This window comes from Bradyrhizobium sp. NAS80.1 (assembly GCF_001908205.1).
Classification (GTDB): domain Bacteria; phylum Pseudomonadota; class Alphaproteobacteria; order Rhizobiales; family Xanthobacteraceae; genus Bradyrhizobium.
In genome coordinates this window covers 1-18,371 of sequence record NZ_LGHL01000211.1, presented here as the reverse complement: position 1 = coordinate 18,371, position 18,371 = coordinate 1, and the positions used below count along the sequence as shown (strand labels likewise).

14 protein-coding genes and 1 pseudogene are annotated in these 18,371 nt (G+C 65.3%); 6 read left to right on the top strand and 9 right to left on the bottom strand.

Features of this window, described 5'->3' with window-relative positions; all coding sequences use genetic code 11:
- Positions 1–24: 24 nt before the first annotated feature.
- A complete protein-coding gene (locus tag AC629_RS36590; RefSeq protein WP_245332108.1) occupies positions 25–3,939 on the bottom strand; it encodes an ATP-binding protein in 3,915 nt (1,304 codons plus the stop codon).
- 540 nt (positions 3,940–4,479) lie between these two features.
- Between AC629_RS36590 and AC629_RS36585 the strand changes: the two genes are divergently transcribed.
- Positions 4,480–4,737, top strand: a complete 258-nt coding sequence (locus AC629_RS36585) for a hypothetical protein (RefSeq protein ID WP_143199724.1) — start codon at positions 4,480–4,482, stop codon at positions 4,735–4,737.
- Positions 4,738–4,838: 101 nt separating this feature from the next.
- On the opposite strand, the gene AC629_RS36580 is transcribed toward AC629_RS36585, so the two are convergent.
- Positions 4,839–6,041 carry an extensin family protein gene (locus AC629_RS36580; protein WP_084809600.1) on the bottom strand — a complete coding sequence of 401 codons (1,203 nt, stop codon included), beginning with the start codon at positions 6,039–6,041 and terminating at the stop codon, positions 4,839–4,841.
- 560 nt (positions 6,042–6,601) lie between these two features.
- On the opposite strand from AC629_RS36580, the gene AC629_RS36575 reads away from it, so the two are divergent.
- Positions 6,602–7,405: a DUF2147 domain-containing protein gene (locus AC629_RS36575; RefSeq protein WP_084809599.1), complete on the top strand. Its 804-nt coding sequence runs from the start codon at positions 6,602–6,604 to the stop codon at positions 7,403–7,405.
- Positions 7,406–7,714: 309 nt separating this feature from the next.
- Positions 7,715–9,226 carry a FecR domain-containing protein gene (locus AC629_RS36565; protein ID WP_084809597.1) on the top strand — a complete coding sequence of 504 codons (1,512 nt, stop codon included), beginning with the start codon at positions 7,715–7,717 and terminating at the stop codon, positions 9,224–9,226.
- Between the two features lie 279 nt (positions 9,227–9,505).
- Here the strand turns inward: AC629_RS36565 and AC629_RS36560 are convergent, their stop codons facing one another.
- Together AC629_RS36560 and asd are read right to left on the bottom strand one after the other, a co-directional pair.
- Complete coding sequence (locus AC629_RS36560; RefSeq protein WP_084809651.1) at positions 9,506–10,075, bottom strand: NUDIX hydrolase; 570 nt, start codon at positions 10,073–10,075, stop codon at positions 9,506–9,508.
- A 66-nt stretch (positions 10,076–10,141) separates the two neighbouring features.
- Positions 10,142–11,005: an archaetidylserine decarboxylase gene (gene asd / locus AC629_RS36555; protein ID WP_084809596.1), complete on the bottom strand. Its 864-nt coding sequence runs from the start codon at positions 11,003–11,005 to the stop codon at positions 10,142–10,144.
- A 35-nt stretch (positions 11,006–11,040) separates the two neighbouring features.
- On the opposite strand from asd, the gene AC629_RS36550 reads away from it, so the two are divergent.
- Positions 11,041–12,705, top strand: a complete 1,665-nt coding sequence (locus AC629_RS36550) for an aminotransferase class III-fold pyridoxal phosphate-dependent enzyme (RefSeq protein WP_084809595.1) — start codon at positions 11,041–11,043, stop codon at positions 12,703–12,705.
- 302 nt (positions 12,706–13,007) lie between these two features.
- On the opposite strand, the gene AC629_RS36545 is transcribed toward AC629_RS36550, so the two are convergent.
- The 3 genes from AC629_RS36545 to AC629_RS36535 form a co-directional block, all read right to left on the bottom strand.
- On the bottom strand, positions 13,008–13,667 hold the full coding sequence (locus AC629_RS36545; RefSeq protein WP_084809594.1) for a hypothetical protein: 660 nt from the start codon (positions 13,665–13,667) through the stop codon (positions 13,008–13,010).
- A 125-nt stretch (positions 13,668–13,792) separates the two neighbouring features.
- The gene (locus AC629_RS36540; RefSeq protein WP_084809593.1) at positions 13,793–14,482 is read right to left on the bottom strand and encodes a class I SAM-dependent methyltransferase; all 690 of its coding nucleotides are present in this window, start codon (positions 14,480–14,482) and stop codon (positions 13,793–13,795) included.
- Between the two features lie 33 nt (positions 14,483–14,515).
- Positions 14,516–15,568, bottom strand: coding sequence for a glycosyltransferase family 4 protein (locus AC629_RS36535; RefSeq protein WP_084809592.1), 1,053 nt, complete (start codon positions 15,566–15,568; stop codon positions 14,516–14,518).
- A 271-nt stretch (positions 15,569–15,839) separates the two neighbouring features.
- Between AC629_RS36535 and AC629_RS36530 the strand changes: the two genes are divergently transcribed.
- Positions 15,840–16,547 (top strand): L,D-transpeptidase, encoded by a 708-nt coding sequence (locus AC629_RS36530; protein ID WP_084809591.1) that lies wholly within the window; start codon positions 15,840–15,842, stop codon positions 16,545–16,547.
- Between the two features lie 66 nt (positions 16,548–16,613).
- On the opposite strand, the gene AC629_RS36525 is transcribed toward AC629_RS36530, so the two are convergent.
- Positions 16,614–16,886, bottom strand: a complete 273-nt coding sequence (locus AC629_RS36525; protein ID WP_084809590.1) for a hypothetical protein — start codon at positions 16,884–16,886, stop codon at positions 16,614–16,616.
- Entirely contained in the window at positions 16,883–17,677 is a 795-nt protein-coding gene (locus AC629_RS36520) for a DUF899 domain-containing protein (RefSeq protein WP_084809589.1), read from the bottom strand. Before AC629_RS36520 ends, AC629_RS36525 begins: the two co-directional genes overlap by 4 nt.
- A gap of 150 nt (positions 17,678–17,827) precedes the next feature.
- Here AC629_RS36520 and AC629_RS36515 point away from each other — a divergent pair.
- A pseudogene (locus AC629_RS36515) lies at positions 17,828–18,371 on the top strand (helix-turn-helix domain-containing protein); the annotation flags it as partial.

Genomic DNA, 18,371 nt, shown 5'->3' with positions numbered 1-18,371 from the left:
CCCGCCGCGCTCCGGTGGCCGGGGCTACGGTCGAGCCAGCAACGCTTCCGCCTGCACCAGCCAGTGCGTCATGCCCATGCCACGATACATCGTCGCCGCCGTCGCGACATGCACTTGCGCCTGCTCGTGCGCGCCGCTGCGCAATCGGATTTTGGCGAGACCGAAATGGCAATGCGCGATCATTGGCGCCATGTCGAGCCGCTCGGCAAGCGCCAGCGCGTAGTGATAATGAGCTTCGCCTTGCTCGGCATCGATTCGATCGGGATGGGTCGCTACATCGCCGAGCAGATGCCGCGCATGGGCCTCGAAGCCGGGTTGGAGCGTGCAGAAGTCGAGCGCACGGTAACCGAGGCGCCTCGCCTCGTCGAGCCGGCCGAGCAACAGGCAAGCGCGCGCGACCGAGCAATAGAACCAGACGAGAGACGCACGGATTCGGCCCGCGGCCAGGCGTTCGAGGAGCGCCTCGGCCTCCGTGATCCGGTTTGATGCTTCGTTCTGTTCGCCGAGTTGCGCTGTCGGCCAGCATGAAGCGGCGACACCCCAGGACAGATGGAACGAGAATTTCCCCGTTCGGGCCAGCGCGACCCAGCGTTCGATCCGTGAGTGCGCCTCGGCCCAGTCGCCTTTGATGATGTGGAGCACGCTGGATGCGAAATTGGCCATGCTGATCGTAAAGGAGTGCTGGCTCAGCTCGGCGAGACGGAGCATCTCGGCCTCGTGGCCGGCCGCCTCGGCAAATCTGCCGCGCTCGGCAAGGCTCTGGACCAGACAGCCCCGATCCCAGACCGAGGGTGGGCCACCAAGGCCAAGGGTTTCATGGACCCATTCGCCGGGCAACGCAGCCAGATTGCCGGTCGCGAGCTCGATCACCTCGTCATAGTGCCCCATGGCGTGGTGCACCTGCAGGAGAAGGCTGGTGGCGACGATACGAAGCCGCAGATCGTCCAGGCGCCCTGCAACCTCCAGTGCGCGCGAACCGGCCGCGAGCGCCTGGTCGAGCTCGCCGGCCAACGAATAGACCACCGTCATGAATCCATAGACGCCGCCCCGCCGGCGGTCATCGTTTAGCTGATCGGCGAGCGCCTCTGCCTCGCGCAGGCACTCCAGCATTTGCGCGCCTCGGCCGAGCTCGAGCAGCACCGGACGCAGCTCGAGACGGACATCGTAGCCCTGCTCCAGCCTGGAGCGGCTCTCGGGCAATGTGTCGATGAGGCTCCGCGCCCGCTCAAGCGAGCTGACGGCCTCGCGATTGGCGGATCGCGCGGATGCGAGCCGACCCGCCTTGAGCCAGCAGGCGATCGCCTCGACCGTGAGCCCCGCCTCGGTGAAGTGATGGGCTACGACTTCAGGCAGGCTTTCGGCCAGCGCCGGAAACCGCTCGACCAGCCCTTTGGCGATGCTCGCATGCAGCGGTCGCCGCCGGCTCCTGATCATCGTGTCGTAAGCAGCATCCTGCACCAGCGCATGCTTGAACGTATAGGTCGCGTCCGGCGGCGTTCCACGTCGGGCAATGAGGCCGGCTTCCGTCAACCGCTCGAGCGCCGCATCGAGGTCGTTCGGGGCGAGAGGCGACACCGCCGCGATCAACTCGTGGGAGAATTCGCGTCCAATCGCGGCACCGATCTGCGCCACATCCTTGACCGAGGCGAAACGATCGAGGCGCGCCAGCAGCGAGGCCTGCAAGGTCGTCGGGATGGCGAGCTTCGGGAGTTGCCCGTCGAGCTCGTAGCCGGCGGCCGTCTCGCGGAGAGCTCCGCTCTCGATCAGGTTGCTGGTCAATTCCTCGATGAACAGCGGCACGCCATCCGTGTGCGAAAGCACCTGCTCGACGACCACGTCGGGCAGCGCCTTGTCCCGGGCGACGCCGGCAATGATGGCCGAACTGTCGCGGCGGCCGAGCCGGCTCAGGGCCAGCATCGAGACTTGCGGCTCGCCGACCCAGCTCGGCTTGAGCTCCGGCCGGACCGTGACGACCAGCAGCACCGGCAGACCGGCGATGCGGGCGACCATTCGATCAAGCAGATCCTGTGAGGTCGGATCGATCCAGTGAGCATCCTCGAATACGATCAGCAGGGGGCGCAGCGCCGCCGCCCCTGCGACCAGGTCGAGCAGTGCCGCGAGAGTCATCTCTCGTTTCTGCTGAGGACTGACGTCCAGGGCCGGATAGCGTTCGTCCGCCGGCGTTCCAATCAGCTCGGCGACCAGCGCAACGTCGCGTCGCAGATCTTTCGACGTCGGCCGGAGCATGACCTCCAGTTTGTCGAGCTTCGCTTCGGGGGAGCTGCCGGGTTCGAATCCGGCAGCTTGCTCGAGCTGCGTGATCAGCGGGTAGAGTGGACTCTGCGTATGATGGGGCGAGCAGAAATAGCGAAGACGCGCATGCGGCTGATCGCCCAGTTCAAGCAGGAGACTTTCAGCGATACGCGACTTGCCGATGCCGGGCTCGCCGGAAAGCACCACGACCTTTCCCTCGCCAGCCTTGGCCTGATCCCAACGGCGGAGCAGCAGCTCGATCTCGTCCCGCCGGCCGACGAGCTTCGACTGCCCCCTGGGGCGCCGCGCTTCGAAGCGACTGACACCTGCCGCCTCGCCGCGCACCTTCCACGCCTCGACCGGCTGCGACAACCCCTCCACTTCAATCGCAGCCAGTGCGCGGCAGTCGAACATCCGCCCCACCAGCCGATGCGTGCTGGCGGCGATAACGACCTCGCCGGGCGATGCCAGGGCCTGCAACTTCGCCGCAATGTTTGGCGCCTCGCCGATCGCGACCTGTTGCCTTTTGTCCGGCCTCTCGTCGACGACGACGAGACCCGTGGCGATGCCAACGCTCGCCCGCAGGGTCACGGCGGACGACGTTCTCAGGGTTTCCACGATTTCGATGATGGCAGCACCCGCCCGCACGGCCTGCTCGGCGTCATGCTCGTGAGCCGCCGGGTAGCCGAAATAAACACGCACCCCGTCGCTGAGATACTGGGCGACAAACCCGCCAAATCGCGACGCCGTGTCGGCGACCGCTTTATGGAAGAGGACGATGAGATCGTGCATGTCCTCAGGGTCGAGCCGCGTCGAAAGCGGCACCGACCCGATGATATTGCAGACCAGGACTGTCAGCGGCCGCCGCTCCGGTCCAGAGCGGACCATCGTCGCAGATGATGCCTCGTCGCCTCTCGCAACGTTGCTCTCGGTGCCGGCGGGGTGCTCAGGGCCCGCGCCCATATCAACGAACGGAAGCACCGGCTCGGGCTGTGTCGGCGCGATCTCATTGACCGCGGGCGATCCGCCGGGCGGCTGGATGTTGCGCAGCTCGGCGGCGAGCGACCTGGTCGCTGCGTCAGGCTCCGTGTTCAGCTCGCGTTTGAGGAACTCGACGAGGTTTTGATAATGCTTGAGCCCCTCGGCCTTCCGTCCGGTGGCGGCCAGCGCTCGCACGACCAATCGATGGGCGTCCTCGCGCATGTCGTTCAGCGCAATGGCGCGCTGGCCAGCCTTCAAAGCATGTTCGGCGCGGCCTACCGCCAACTCCTGATCGCCGAGCCTCACCATGGCACCAAGGGCGAGCTCATCCAGCCGCTTACGTTCGCCCGAGAGCCACTCGTTCCAGCCCTCTTCGCCGACCGTCAGGTCCTCGATCAGCCGGCCTCGATAGAGGTCGACCGCCGCGGTCAGCGCGTCACGGCTGCCCTCGCGGATCAAGGCCTCGAACTGCGCGACATCGCAGAAAACCGCTGCCGGATCGAGCGATACGACCTCGCCGTCACCTCCCATCGCATCCTGGCCGAGCACCTTGCGCAGCCGGAAGAGGGCCTGACGCAGGTTCTGCCTGGCCTGCGCGTCAAAGTAAGACCCCCACAGCAACGCCGACAGCTTCTCGCGCGGTGACGGCCGGGAGGCATTGCAAGCCAGATAGGCCAATACCCCCGCAAGCTTCTTGCTGGACAAGTCAACAACGCCGTCTGGCCCGACGAGCTCGAATGCCCCCAGCAACTTCAGGCGGAATCTCGGAGAAGGTGCGCCGTTCGTCATCAAATCCAAGGCTTTCCTGAAATCCAAGGCCTTCCCGCAGGCTTCCAGCGCGCTCCGAAAGCCACGTTACATGTTTTTGCGGAATCGCGAGCAGTTTTTACGCTGCAATAACGGTGGATTCACGCGGCCACTAACGTCGCCTGGCCTATTCAACAGCAGGAATTGATCTGGCGGGCGGCGCAAAACCCGGTCACCGGCGTCCTTGGGATTTCAAGGAGACCACCTTGTCTGCGCGAACTGTCCTGGCATTTGCTGTTTTCGTCGCACTCGCGGCCTTGGGGCAGTTGCAGCAAAGCGGGGCCTCAATTCGTCCTACGGGCTCATTGCCCACAGTTAACGTGCCCTGATCGCAGCGGCCGATCGGCCCGATTCATTTTTGACCGTTGATGATCTGCCTTTTGCAACGAGCTGAAAATTCGACAGGCCCTTTCTGGCCGATCAACATTGGAGGACAAAATGATTACCAGCACTCGTTCTTCTCCCGAATCCGTTCGTCACGCTTGCGGGTTGCTCGCAAAATCGGAGCGGCCGGGATTCTTCGCTTTCATCCTGTCGGCGTTTCACACGTCGCGGTGCCGTTCTGCAGCCCGGGTCCTGCGCCGGTACGAACACCTGATCGCGCGTTATGGGCAACGCGGTGGCGACGGCCACCGCGCCGATCCCGTACAGAAGCAAGTGCCCGGCGACGAGATCACGCAAAAAAGGATTGACTAACTGAGGCCCGTTACAGAAGCCCGCATGAGCGCAGCGATATGCGGGAATGCTATCCCGGATGTCGCTGCGCTCATCCGGGCTACAAGGTACGTTGGGTCCACTTAATCGTCCGCGTACTCGTCTTCTTCGTGCTTGCGCGTCATGCCCTTGCGGCCGAGCGATCCGGTCACGAAGGGATCGCGCGCATTCGCGTAAGGACTGCGCGATCGCCCGCGCGCGGCGACCTCTTCGCCGGAGACGGCGGCCGGCTGGCAGATCAGGCGGCGGCTGGCACGGCGCATCAGATCCACATGGATGTGATCGTAGTGATAGACGTTGGAGCCCGGCGCGAGCACGGTGGTGAAATGCGCGCACGCGCCCGACTGCACGTCGCGCAAAAATCCCTGCTCTTCCGGCATGCCGCGCCATCCGTCCTTCACGGTGACGCGACGGCCATCGGCGAGCACGAAGCCGGCGATATCGAGCGCGTTGCCGAAGGCGTGCTCGGAGATGTGAGCGTGCGGATTACCGTTCATGCCGCGGCAGGAATAGGCGGAGATCTGCTTGATCTCGACGACGCGGACGCCGAACCAGCGCATCGCCGACGGCTGCACGGTGTCGGCAAGCCAGCGGTCGAGCTCGGACACGATCGGGCAGGCCAGCGTCGCGGTCGGCTTCACCGCGACGGTGCCGACGGCGGTGACGGGATTGCCTTGCGCCGGACCAAGACGCGGCGGCGGTTGCTGCGCGGGCGCCTGCGAGTAAGGCGCCGGCCGCGCCGGATAGCTCGGCGCATTCATGTAGCGCGCCGCGCCCGCGGCATCGGTGCCCTCGGGCGGCAGGTCGATCTCGTCCTCCTGCGCCGCCACGCCGGGCGCATTCAGCGACATCGGGCCGGGCGAGGCGCCGTAACCGGAGGGCTGGCGCACCGCGCTCTCAGGATAGTTCGGCTGTTGCGGATAGGACGACGCCGGATAGTTCTGGCTCTGCGGATAGTTCGACCGCGGCTGCGTCACCGGCCAGCGCGGCTGGTTGCCGACGTTCCCCGGCGGGCGCAACTCCTCGTCGGCAAAGCCATAGCTGCCCGAGGCTTCACCAATGGCGGCGACCTTCAGCGGAAAGTCGGCGCCGCACATGCCGGGCCCGGAGATCGGGTCGATCCGGACGAGATCGGGCCCCTCTTTCACTGCGCCCGATTTCAGGCATGCGGCTTCCGCCTCGGCCCGCCACGGTTCACGTTCGGCCTGGAACCAGCCACGTCCGCAACCCGCAAGCGAAACAAGGACGATGGAGCCGACGAGATACAAACGAACTCCGCGCGTCATGCGCGCACGTTCGGTGAATTTGCTTAAAGACTCTTCAACGGGTTGATTTCAGTGTTTTTTAACCATGATGGCCCGCGCACCTGCCCGGGATGCGCGACAGCAGGGCTGACTTTTACGGACGGAGACTCTCTGTTAACCATAACGGTTCGCTCAAAGCGGCCGAACATAGGGAGCGACCTCATGACGTTCGCCGGGAAACTGAGCGTTGTCGCCGCGTACCTCGCAATGGCCTTCGTCGGCGCCATCGTGCTCGGCATGATCTAAGTCCAGCAACCGCATCACACCATCGCCCGGCCCCGCGCGATGCGCGCTCGCGCTGTTGGCTTAGCCATCCCGTTCGCGAGAAGCACGATCGCTACCGCGATCCAGACATCCCGCATGATGGTGCCGCGATTTACGCCCATGAACCGCGACTGAATGTCCGCTGGCTCACCCAGGCGGCGGTGGGGCCGTTGTGACGTCTATCACAGAAGGTGGGAGGGACCCGGCATAGGGTCGAACCACGCTCGGGACTTCACCGACTTCGGTCTGTACCCGGACCACGCATTTGGGAGGTTGTCATGAACAGGCTCTACATCGCCACCACCGCGCTCTTCCTAGCTTCGACCGCCGTCGCGCATGCCGGCAACTCGATCTCGTTCCAGATCGAGGGCGAGCACATCCGCATCGAGACGCCGCGCAACTGCGCTTCGCTGAACTGCGTGACCATCGTCGCGCCGGGCCTGTCGAACAAGCCGATCAAGCTGAACAACATCAACATCAACCTCAACGGCCTCGGCGGCTCCAAGGACGATGACGTCGACACCGCGCCAGCTCCGGCGAACACGATCGCGCAGCCAGTGCCGGCTCCACTGCAGCAGCAGCAGCCCGTGCAACCGGCGCCGGTCCAGGCAACCGCGCCGGCCGCGCCTGCGGTTGCCGCTCCAGCTGCGACCGTCGCAGCCGCTCCATCCGTCAGCCCCGATTCGACGACGCAGCCGGCGCCTGTTGCAGCCCCTGCCCCCGCTACTGCGCCCGCACCGGTCGCAGTCGCGCCCGCGCCCGCTCCGGCTCCGGTTGCCGCCGCGCCTGCTCCGGCAGCAAACACACCGATCGGCGTGTGGGCGACCGAAGAGAACAAGGGCAATGTCCGCGTCGAGCAGTGCGGCGCCAATCTCTGCGGTTACGCCGAGAGGACCAACGAGCGCATCCTGATCAACATGAAGCCCGAGGGCTCGAAGTGGAGCGGCCGCATCCACGATCCCAACTCCGGCCGCAATTACGACTCGACCATCGCGATGAAGGGCCCGAATGCGATGCGCGTGCAGGGCTGCGCCTTCGGCGGCATGTTCTGCGGCGGCCAGACCTGGAAGCGCGTGAGCTGACGCCGAAGGCGTCATCCTGAACGATCATTATCCCGGGCGATGCAAAGCATCGGCCCGGGACTACGCGCGACAACCTCACTTTATCTCCTCACCCTGAGGAGCCTGCGCAGCAGGCGTCTCGAAGGGCGAGGCCCGGGTCTGCATGGTTCGAGACGCGCGCAAGAGCGCGCTCCTCACCATGAGGGGAGAGAGCGTCGTTTGAACATTCGCTGCTCCCGTGCGACACACGTTCATCCGCCATTCAGCTGCCCCCGGCTGAAATCTGCCGATCTCGCCTCGCATTCTCTCCGGGACCTCCTTGTGATTTTGATGGTAGCCTGGCGCCGCGTCGTCTTCGCGCTTCCGCTGCTGGCCTTGTCGCTGGCCGGCGCAAGCGCGGCATCTGCTTCCGATACAATCGAGCTTGCCCAAGCACAGCCACAAGCACAGCCACAAGCGCAGCCGGTGCCCGCCGCCTCCCCGACACCCGCATCGTCCCCGACGCCTTCGGCCTCGCCGACCCCCGCGACCGACGCGCAACCCGCCGTCGAGCCGATCGGCAACGTCGCGACCGTGACGGGGATCGCCACCGTGATCCGCGACAGGAATTCGTATCCACTCAAGGTGCGCGACGACATCTACCTCAACGACGTCGTGCAGACCTCGTCGAACTCTTCGCTCGGCATCACCTTCAACGACGCGACCACGTTCAACCTCTCCGCCAGCGCCAAGATCACCATCGACACTTATGTCTATGAGGACGGCGGAAAGCAGAATTCGGCGATCTTCGACATCGGCAAAGGCACGGTCGCCTTCGTCGCAGCCGCGGTGGCGAAGACCGGCGACATGAAGATCGCGACCCCGACAGCGACGCTCGGCATCCGCGGCACCACCGGCGTTGTCGACGTTCCGGAAGGCGCGGCCGCAAACAGCACCAACAACGTCAACATCAAGCTCTATCCGGATGCCGACGGCCGCGTCGGGCACATCGACGTCGACGACCGCGCCAGCGGTACACGGCTCGGTGCGCTGACGCAGGGATCAAGTGGCTTTGCGATCCGACCGGGCGCAGCCAGTCCCGGCGGTGTCATGCGCTTTGCCGCGGTGCCGATCACGATCCCGCCGCAGCAGATCGCGCGTGACCGCGGCTTCGTCAGCCAGGTGCATCTGGCTCAGACCGCGGGCCGGCAGATCGTCACCGAGCAGCGCGACTTCCGCCGCGCCAATCCGACCGCGAGCCCGCGCATCCCGCGGCCGTTCCAGCCGCAGCAGCAGCAATTGCGGCCGAACACGGCGCCGGGTCAGCAGCCGCAGCGGCCGAACGGCCAGCCCGACCAGAACAACCGTCGGGGTCAGCAGCAGCCGGGCGCGCCGAACCGCCAAGGTGCCCAGCCGCCGCAGCGACAGGGACAAGGAGGCGCGACGCAGCCGGGTACGCCGCGCGCGGGTCAGGGCCAGCAGCCACGAGGCCAGCAGGGACAGCAGAAATCCGGCCAGCAGCAAGGTGCTGGACGTCCAACAGACGCGCCGCGTGCTGGACAAGGCCCTCAACAAGGTACCCAGCCGAACGGCGCGCCGCAAACCCCGCCGCACCGCGGTGGACAGATTCCAGCACAGCCGGGCGGAGCCGTGCCGCCGCAGCCGGGCGGGACCAATCCGCAGCAGCGCGGCCCGCAGCCGCAACAGCCGCGCACCGGCATGCAGCCGGGTCAGCCGCCCGCGGCGCAACAGCCAGGCATGCAGCGCCCAGGCGGATTCCAGCAGCGCCCGCCTGGCGTGCAACGCCCTGCGGCGCCGCGAAGGCCAGCGCCGGCTCCGAAGGAAAAGAAAGAGCGGCGGTAGAGCATGGAGCACGCCGCGTTGCCGGTGCGGCTCCCTCACCCCGTTGTTTCGGGAAGAGGTTGAAGTGAGAGACTGCTTCCGCGGAAATAGTGCGAAAGAAGCTCGCTCAGCCTCCTCCCCTCCGTCATTGCGAGCGCAGCGATGCAATCCAGAATCTTTCCGTGGAGGGACTCTGGATTGCTTCGCTGCGCTCGCAATGACGACCTGGAACGAGCTGGCGTTCTCCCAAACGCATTAACGCGTGGATGCTGCCTCACGCACAAGCGGCGCGACGAGACCTCACGCCTCGCCCCGCAGCCACGCCCTGACCTTTTTCAACAAGCCCTGCCGAAATTCATCGACCGAGACGGCGGCGGCCGGTGTCAGGGTCTGCAAGGCTGCATCGATGTCGTCGGTTGCTGGCGAACGCGTCGGCTTGCGAACGGGTGAAGGCGCCAGCCCTGCGGCTGCGAGCGCGATCGGGCCGACCTCGATCAGGAACGCGCGCTCATATTCGCGCGACAGGCGTCCGATTGCGTCGTCCAGCGTCAGCCAGTCGACCGCCTTGATGTCGTTCATCAGCTTGCGGACGGGACCGCCCTCGGCCTCCATGCGCCAGAAATGCACGACTTTCGAGCGCCCGCCGGACTGATAGACGAGCGTGCCCAGGAATTCGTGCATGGCAACGTCGTGGCCGGTCTCCTCCATCACCTCGCGGTGAGCCGCTTCCTTCGGAGTCTCACCGGCGTCGAGCTTGCCCTTGGGCAAGACCCACTCGTTGCGCTTGCGCTGGCGCACGACCGCGATCAGCGGCGAGGCGCCACGCCGCAGCACAATACCACCCGCTGCCATAACCGGCGCCCGTGCCATCATCAAATCCGTGTCGTCGAATCGTCCCCGCCGTCGACATAGGCGGCGGGCGCGGCGGATTGAAGGTTACCTTCTCCTTAGCAGTGCTTGACCTGCGCGAATACGCGTGCCTTCGGCGATACCGTCGCAAAAGGTAAAATCGCCCGGCGCCAGAATGATGATGGTCGAGCCGTGCTCGAACCAGCCAAGCTCCTCGCCCTTGGTCACGTTGACGTCGCAAGGAAAGTTGACCGGTCCCTTGGTCTGCGCGTTCAGCACCATGTCGAGGAAGTGCAGGCGGATGCTCGCAACCAGGATCGCGGCAACCGGCACCAGCGTCACGGCCTCACCGGTCGGCAAATGCGTACGGATCACCGCGCGCTCGTTCTTGCAGAACAGACGCTCCACCCTCTTCAGCGCGATCGGATTGACGTTCCAGACGTCGCCATGGATCAGCGTGACGCGTTCGATATGCGCGTCATAGGGCGCGTGGAAGCGGTGATACATGCTCGACGTCAGCCGCAGCGTCACGAAGGAGCCGTTGCGATGCTGATTAACCAGCGCGGAATCGCCGACGAGGTCGAGCAGCGAATAAGGTGCGCCCTTGACCTGGAACAGCTCGGTGTCGGCGATCCGGCCATGGGCGCCGACAATACCGTCGGACGGGCTAGAGACGACCGCAGGATCGGGATCGAACGGGCGCAGGCCCGGTTTGAGCTCCCGGGTGAAGCAATCGTGCAAGCTCTTGAAATGGTCCTTGCGCGCCTCGGACAGATCGAGGTCGGAGAACAGCTTCCACAGCGCGATCGAGCCGTCCCGCACGAGCGGGTTCTCGATCTTGGAAAACCAGCCCATGAAACGGGTCAGGGCCGCGCGGGGGATGCGGTTGGTCAACAGGAAGTTGAGGTCTTCCTGCTGGGTGAAAGAGGCGATGAGGGCTTTGACTGTCATGAATCTGTCAGCTCGCAAGGTTAGCGCTTGTTGTCATGGAAACGACACTCCCGATTCTCTCATTTTCCGTGGCCGCCGCAGCGTCCGCTGCCGCCGCCTTCCCGAAGCTGAAAGCGCGGATTGAGTTGTCCCGCGCCAAACACCGATCGCTCTCCGGGCATTCCAAGATGTCGCGCCGGGTGGCGCGGCTGATCCCGTTCTACGAGTTCGGAGACAACGACTACTTTTCCTGCGACGGGGCGCCGGCGAACATCGCGGCGCAACGCAAGGACGGCTTCTTCCGCCTCGCCAGCCTTTACGCCGAGCGCTACCCCAAGGGCCGCGCGATGACGAAGGAAGCGGCAGAGAAGATTTCCGATCTGAACTTCACCGAGACCTACCGCGTGCCGTTCCAGTTCTCGCGCCTCGTCCGCGAGCACCTGGGCACCTCGACCTTCATGGAGTCCTCGAGCGGCGTCACCGTCACGGATGTCGACGGCAACACCTCCTACGACCTCACCGGCTCTTACGGCGTCAACATCTTCGGCAACGACTTCTACAAAGAGTGTATCGAGGGATCCGAGAAGCGCGCACATGCGCTCGGACCGGTGCTCGGTCCGTACCATCCCGTCATTCTCGAGAATGTGACGCGGCTCTGCCAGATCTCCGGCCTTGACGAGGTCTCCTTCCACATGTCCGGCACCGAGGCCGTGATGCAGGCGGTGCGGCTCGCGCGCTACCACACCAGGCGCACGCATCTCGTCCGCTTCGCCGGCGCCTATCATGGCTGGTGGGGCGACGTGCAGCCCGGCGTCGGCAACCCGATCGCCGCGCACGAGACCTACACCCTCGCCGAGATGTCGCAGAAGACGCTGCACGTGCTGCGCACGCGCCGCGACATCGCCTGCGTGCTTGTCAATCCGCTGCAGGGCCTGCATCCGAACGCCAACGCGCCCGGCGATTCCTCGCTGGTCGATTCGTCCCGCGGCGGCAATTTCGACCGCGCGGCCTATACCGAGTGGCTGAAGAAGCTGCGCGAGGTCTGCACCGAGCGTGGCATCGTGCTGATCTTCGACGAGGTCTTCGTCGGCTTCCGCCTCGCCGCCGGCGGCGCCCAGGAATATTTCGACGTACGCGCCGACATGGTGACCTACGGCAAGAGCCTTGCCGGCGGCCTGCCGGTCGGCGTGGTCTGCGGCAAGAAGGAGTTGATGCGCCGCTTCCGCGACGACCGGCCCGCCGACATCTGCTTCGCCCGCGGCACCTTCAACTCGCATCCCTACGTCATGACGGCGATGGATGAGTTCTTGAGCCGTCTCGCCAGCCCGAACTTCCGCGCCGTCTATGACGGGCTGGAGGCGACCTGGAACGGCCGTGTCCAGAAGCTCAACCAGATGATGACCGATGCCGACCTGCCGGTGCGGTTCGCAAACTTCTCGTCGATCTGGACGGTGAAATACACCACGCCGTCCCGCTACAACTGGATGCTGCAATATTACCTGCGTGCCGAAGGTCTGTCGCTGAGCTGGGTCGGCACCGGCCGGCTGATCTTCAGCCTCAACTACACCGACGCCGACTTCACGGAAGTCGCCGAGCGCTTCGTCCGCGCAGCCAAAAAGATGAAGGCCGACGGCTTCTGGTGGCACGATGGCGTGCTCACCAACAAGACCATCAAGCGACAGATCCTGAAAGAGATGCTGGCCAAGCGCTTCGGGCGCTGAGGCGCTTCCTTCAACCACATTCACCGTCGTTCCGGGGCATGACCTCTCCTCCCCCTCTCCCCGCCTGCGGGGAGAGGGTTGGGGTGAGGGGGACTCTCCGCGGGCGCGGTGAGGGTTAGCGGACAATCCGTTGGCAACGCCCCCGCGGAGACTCCCCCTCACCCGGATCGCATCTGCGATGCGCTCCGGCCTCTCCCCGCGCGCGGGGAGAGGCGAAGGAGCCCCCAAGACGTGGATGCCCGGCACAAGGCCGGGCATGACGTAACCAATCGACATCGGAGTGTTTTGTGTGAGCGGCGCGCTCAGGCGTGCTGCTCATCGAGCGTGGGCTCGCTGATCAGGCCCAGCGTGTGCTCGGGGTTGAGGTGCAGGCCGGGATCCATCAGCTCGCCGCGCATCAGCGCCATCGGCGCATTGCGATAGAGCATCAAATCGTGGAACGGGTCGGTCAGGATCTTGGTCATCCAGACGAGGCCGGTCTCGACGTCGCGGATGAAGAACAGGTGCACGGTGCGGAACAGAAGACCGCCGGCACCGACCGCGAGCCAGATCTTGGCAACCTGCCGCATGAAGTCGGTCGCGCTCGCCCAGGGCGTGAACAGGCCGAACAGCGTCGGATCGGCGACCAGCACCAGCGGCGACAGCGCCCAGATCGCCATCAGCACCACCTTGCGCTGAAGGTTGTAGCCGACCTTGATCTCTTCCTTGTGCTCGTGGGTCGCCTGATTGATGTGGTCGTAGCCGTGCGGCTCGAAGAAGAAGTGACCGGCCTGGCGCGAGGTCATCGAGACCAGCCAGCCGACCAGACCCGAGATCACGGGATCGATGAACAACCAGACATAGGCGAAGAGAAAGCTCAGCGCACTAACGAAGTGCAGGCTCTGATTGATGCGGCTGTGGTGATAGTAGCGATGGTCATCCCAGCGCTGGATCCGCAGCTGCTCGAGATAATTCTTGATCATGCTCTCCCCCAAAATGCTTTCGGGTACGGGATTACAGGGATTCGATGTACGCCGTGTGACATCATCATTTTGTCATATGACAATGTGCAGCGGCGCGATGACGCACGCGACGCGTGAGCTTCGGATCAAGCCGCCTTGGCGACGTCGACCTTGCGGAAGCGCACCAGCGAGAAATGGCCGAGCGGCGGAATCAAGCGGCGCTCAGCGAGCTCGATGCCGTTGGTACCGGCCAGCCACTTCGCATAACGCGACCAGGCGAACTCGGCGGTGCGGAAGCCAAGCGGACGCACCACCGGCTGAAGCTTCTGCTCGATGAAGCGGCGCATGCCGGTGTCGGCACTGACGCGGGTGAGGATGATCAGCTCGCCGCCCGGGCGCAGCACGCGGGCGAATTCGTCGAGCGCCTTCTCCGGATTCGGCACCGCGGTGACGACGTACTGCGCCATCACGACGTCGAAGGAGTTGTCGGGGAATTCGAGCTTCTCGGCGTCCATCACCGCGAGGCCCTCGACGTTCTTCAGCTTCTGCGCCGTCACGCGGCGGCGCGCCTTGTCGAGCATCGCCTCCGAAATATCGGTGCCGAAGATGCGCAGGTTGGGTGCATAGAGCGGCAGCGAGATGCCGGTGCCGACGCCGACCTCGAGCACACGACCACCGATCTTGTTGGTGGCCGCGATCGCGGCCTGCCGGCCCTTTGCGAACACGCCGCCGAACACGAGATCGTAGACGGGCGCCCAGCGGTCATAGGCCTGCTCGACCGTGCCACGGGTGAGGTCAAGCTGCTGGGTGCCGTCAAGGTTCATGATCTTAGCCATCGATGAGGTTCTCGCTGTGGGTCAAAGGTACGGTCAACCGCGCACCGGCCGCCGCGCCATGACCGGCGAGGCGCGCAGGATGCGGCTGGGCTGAAGTGACGTGAGATTTCCGACGAACTGGCGCGCGCTGTTTTCCCAGGAGCGCTCCAGCGCGAAGTTACGGCAAGTCTCGCGCGACATGGTGAGCGCGCGCAGGCAAGCGGTACGCAGATCATGGTCGATCGCGCCGATCGGATGATCGGCGATGACATCCTTCGGTCCCGTGACCGGAAAGGCCGCAACCGGCGTGCCGCAGGCGAGCGCTTCGAGCTGCACCACGCCGAACGTGTCGGTCAGGCTCGGGAAGACAAAGACGTCGGCAGCCGCGAGATGCGCCGTGAGATCCGCGCCCTTCTTCTCGCCGAGGAAGACGGCGTCCGGATATTTCTTTTCGAGCGCCGCCTTCTGCGGACCGTCGCCGACGACGACCTTGGTACCGGGCAGATCGAGCGAGAGGAACGCTTCGAGATTCTTCTCCACCGCCACGCGTCCCATGGTCATGAAGATCGGTCGCTGCAGGTCGAGATTTGCCGGAGTGTCGGGGTGGAACAGCTCGGTGTTAACACCGCGCGTCCAGAAGCCGAGCCGCTTGAAGCCGCGCTCGGAGAGCTCCTGCCGCAGCGAGGGCGTCGCCACCATGGTCATCGCGGCGGCATCGTGGAAGTGGCGCAGCACCGCGTAACCAACGGCGGCCGGGATGCCGGTTCGCACCGAGACATACTCCGGAAAGCGCGTGGTGTAGGAGGTGGTGAAGGCGAGTCGGTTGCGGCGGCAATAGGCGCGCGCGGCCCAGCCGATCGGGCCCTCGGTCGCGATGTGGAGCGCCTCGGGCGCGGCCTTCTCGATCCGCCGCGCGATCTCCTTAGCCGTGGGCAGCGCGATGCGCAGGCCCGGATAGGTCGGCAGCGGCCAGGACGGAAAGCCCTCCGGGTTGAGGAAGTCGATCTCGACATCGAGGGCCTTGGCCGCGTTCGCCAGCGACGTCAGCGTCCGCACCACACCGTTAACCTGCGGATGCCAGGCGTCTGTCGCGATTAATACCCGCATGGGGAATCCCGAGAGTTTGATGATTCTCGGGTTAGGACCATCAACGAAGGATATTTCAGGCGTGTGACGTCACAGAAGTGTCGGCCCACTGTTTTGTTCGTTAACGAGCCCGCGCGGCCACGAAACTGTCATGAAACAATCCTTTCCGCGACGAAACCGTTTTCGGCTTTTCGCGCAAACGTCCCGAAACTTCTTGCCGTTAGTGACTTGGGCAACGGAGCATCGAAACGGTGCCGGGTGACCAAAAACACCGCGCAAACAGGGGCGATCAATGTTCAATCTGGACACGTTCAAGACGTATTCGCGCGCCGTTGCTTTTGGCGCAGTTGCAATCTCCGCAATCGCATTCGCCGGTCCGGCCAAGGCCGCGCCCGTGCAGCTCTTCCCCTTCCTCCAGCCGCTGCCGCCGATGGCTGCGCCGCAACCTTACCAGCCCTATCAGGCGACGCCCTACCAGGCCGCGCCCTCCGAGGATCAGGACACGGTCGAGATGCCGGCCCGCTTCCGCCGCCAGACCGTCTCTTATGCGACGCGCGAAGCGCCGGGCACCATCATCATCGATACGCCCAACACCTATCTCTATTATGTGCTCGGCAACGGCCAGGCCATGCGCTACGGCATCGGCGTCGGCCGCGACGGCTTCACGTGGTCCGGCACGCAGTCGGTGACCAAGAAGGCGGAGTGGCCGGATTGGACCCCGCCGCCGGAGATGATCGCCCGCCAACCCTATCTGCCGCGCCACATGGCCGGCGGTCCCGGCAACCCGCTCGGCGCGCGCGCCATGTATCTCGGCGGCACCATCTACCGCATCCACGGCACCAACGCGCCCGACACCATCGGCAAGCACGTCTCCTCCGGCTGCATCCGCCTGACGAATGAGGACGTCACCGACCTCTATTCCCGCGTCAATGTCGGCGCCAAGGTGATCGTGCTGCCGATGACGGAACGCCGCGCGGATCTCGGCGGCGCCACGCGCTGAGTTTCAAACAGGTTCGAGTGTTGAGCGGCCCCGACGAAATCGGGGCCGTTTTCATTTGGCAGGCGCTTATCGACCGACGACGCGCCGCTCCGCAATCAGCTTCAGCCACGCGGTCGAATGAAACGCGCTCATCAGGAGATACATCGGCACCATCCCGCTCAGCAAAGACCCGTGTTCGCCGGAGCAGAGCATGTCCGCCGGACCGCCCAACACGGCCGTCAGCAGGGCCATGATCGCGAAGGTCGGCGCGGCCGCGAGGCCGAGCCACCTCGCGATGTGACGCGCGGCCACGACGCCGTCGCGGCTGACGCCGGCGGACACGCTGACAGGACTGGTCACTTCCTTGCGCCCGCGGACTCCTCGCGGAACGCCTTCTCGCCGGCGTCCGAGATCTCCACCCACTTCTTGTCCGGCGCCGCGCCTTCCGCGTAGCTGTCGTGCCAGTTCCACCATTTGTAGGTCGGCGTCTGCGGATAGCCCTTCGGCGAGTCCTCCCACACCTCCTGCCGGCCGAGCGGCGTGATGTCGAGATAGTTCCAGGTGCCGCCCATCTGCTCGTCGCCACGGCTCTTGACGAAGTAGGTACGGAACACGCGGTCGCCGTCGTGGTAGAACACGTTCGTCCCGTGCCATTCGTCCACGCCGAAGTCGGCGTCGAAGCTGTCGGTGATGGTCACCCACGGCATGGTCCAGCCCATCCGCTTCTTCAGCCTGATGATGTCGGCCTGCGGCGCGCGCGAGGCGAACACGAGCGTGGTGTCGCGGGCGTTCAGGTGCGAGACATGGGCGACCTGGTCGGCCACCATGGAGCAGCCCCGGCAGGCGTGATCGGGCCAGCCGAACACGCCCGGCTCGAAGAAGGCCCGGTAGACGATCAACTGCCGCCGGCCCTGGAACAGATCGAGCAGACTGACCTTGCCGCCGGGCCCCTCGAACGCATAGGTTTTGTCCACTTCCATCCACGGCATGCGCCGGCGTTCGGCAGCCAGGGCGTCGCGGGCCCGCGTATGCGCCTTTTCCTTCACGAGCAGTTGCTGACGGGCTGCCTCCCAGTCCTGCGGCGATACCACTGGCGGTGTTTGCATGGCGGTCTGTCCGTCGTTTCGTCCGTTTTGCGCTGATGTCGTCATGGCTCTTGAAACCTCTTGCTTGGGCGGGAGTTCCGCGCCTCGCTGTGACAGACGCGAATTCACTCGCGCCTCGCCGCACATCGTCGGCCGTGAGCTATTTGTGGCACCGGACGATCGACGTGCGGGAGTAACAAGTGTGGCGGGATTGTCATGGAGTCGCTGATCACGGCGGCAGCACGCGCGCTCGAAGCCGGCGATCCGCTCGGCGCGCTGAACCGCGTGGCGCTGCGCAACGATGCGCCGTCGCTGGCGCTGCGCGGCATCGCGATGGCGCAGCTCGGCGATCTCGCGAAGGCGAAGACGCTGCTGCGGAGCGCCGCACGCGCGTTCGGTCCGCGCGAGGCGGTCGCGCGCGCCAGATGCGTGGTGGCCGAAGCCGAGATCGCGCTCGTCTCACGCGACCTGAATTGGCCGGCCAAGACGCTTGCGGGCGCGCGGGCGACGCTCGAAAAGCACGGCGATCTCGCCAATGCGGCGCATGCGGGCCATATCGAGGCCCGCCGTCTTCTCCTCGTCGGACGCGTCGACGAGGCCGAGCGCACGCTGGCCGAGCTCAAGGCCTCCCCGCTCCCGCCTGCGTCTCAGGCCGTCCGCGAGCTCGTCGTCGCCGGCATCGCGATCAGGCGGCTCAGAACGAAAGATGCGCGCACGGCGCTCAGCCGCGCGGCTCGCGCAGCGCGGCAGGCGGGCATCC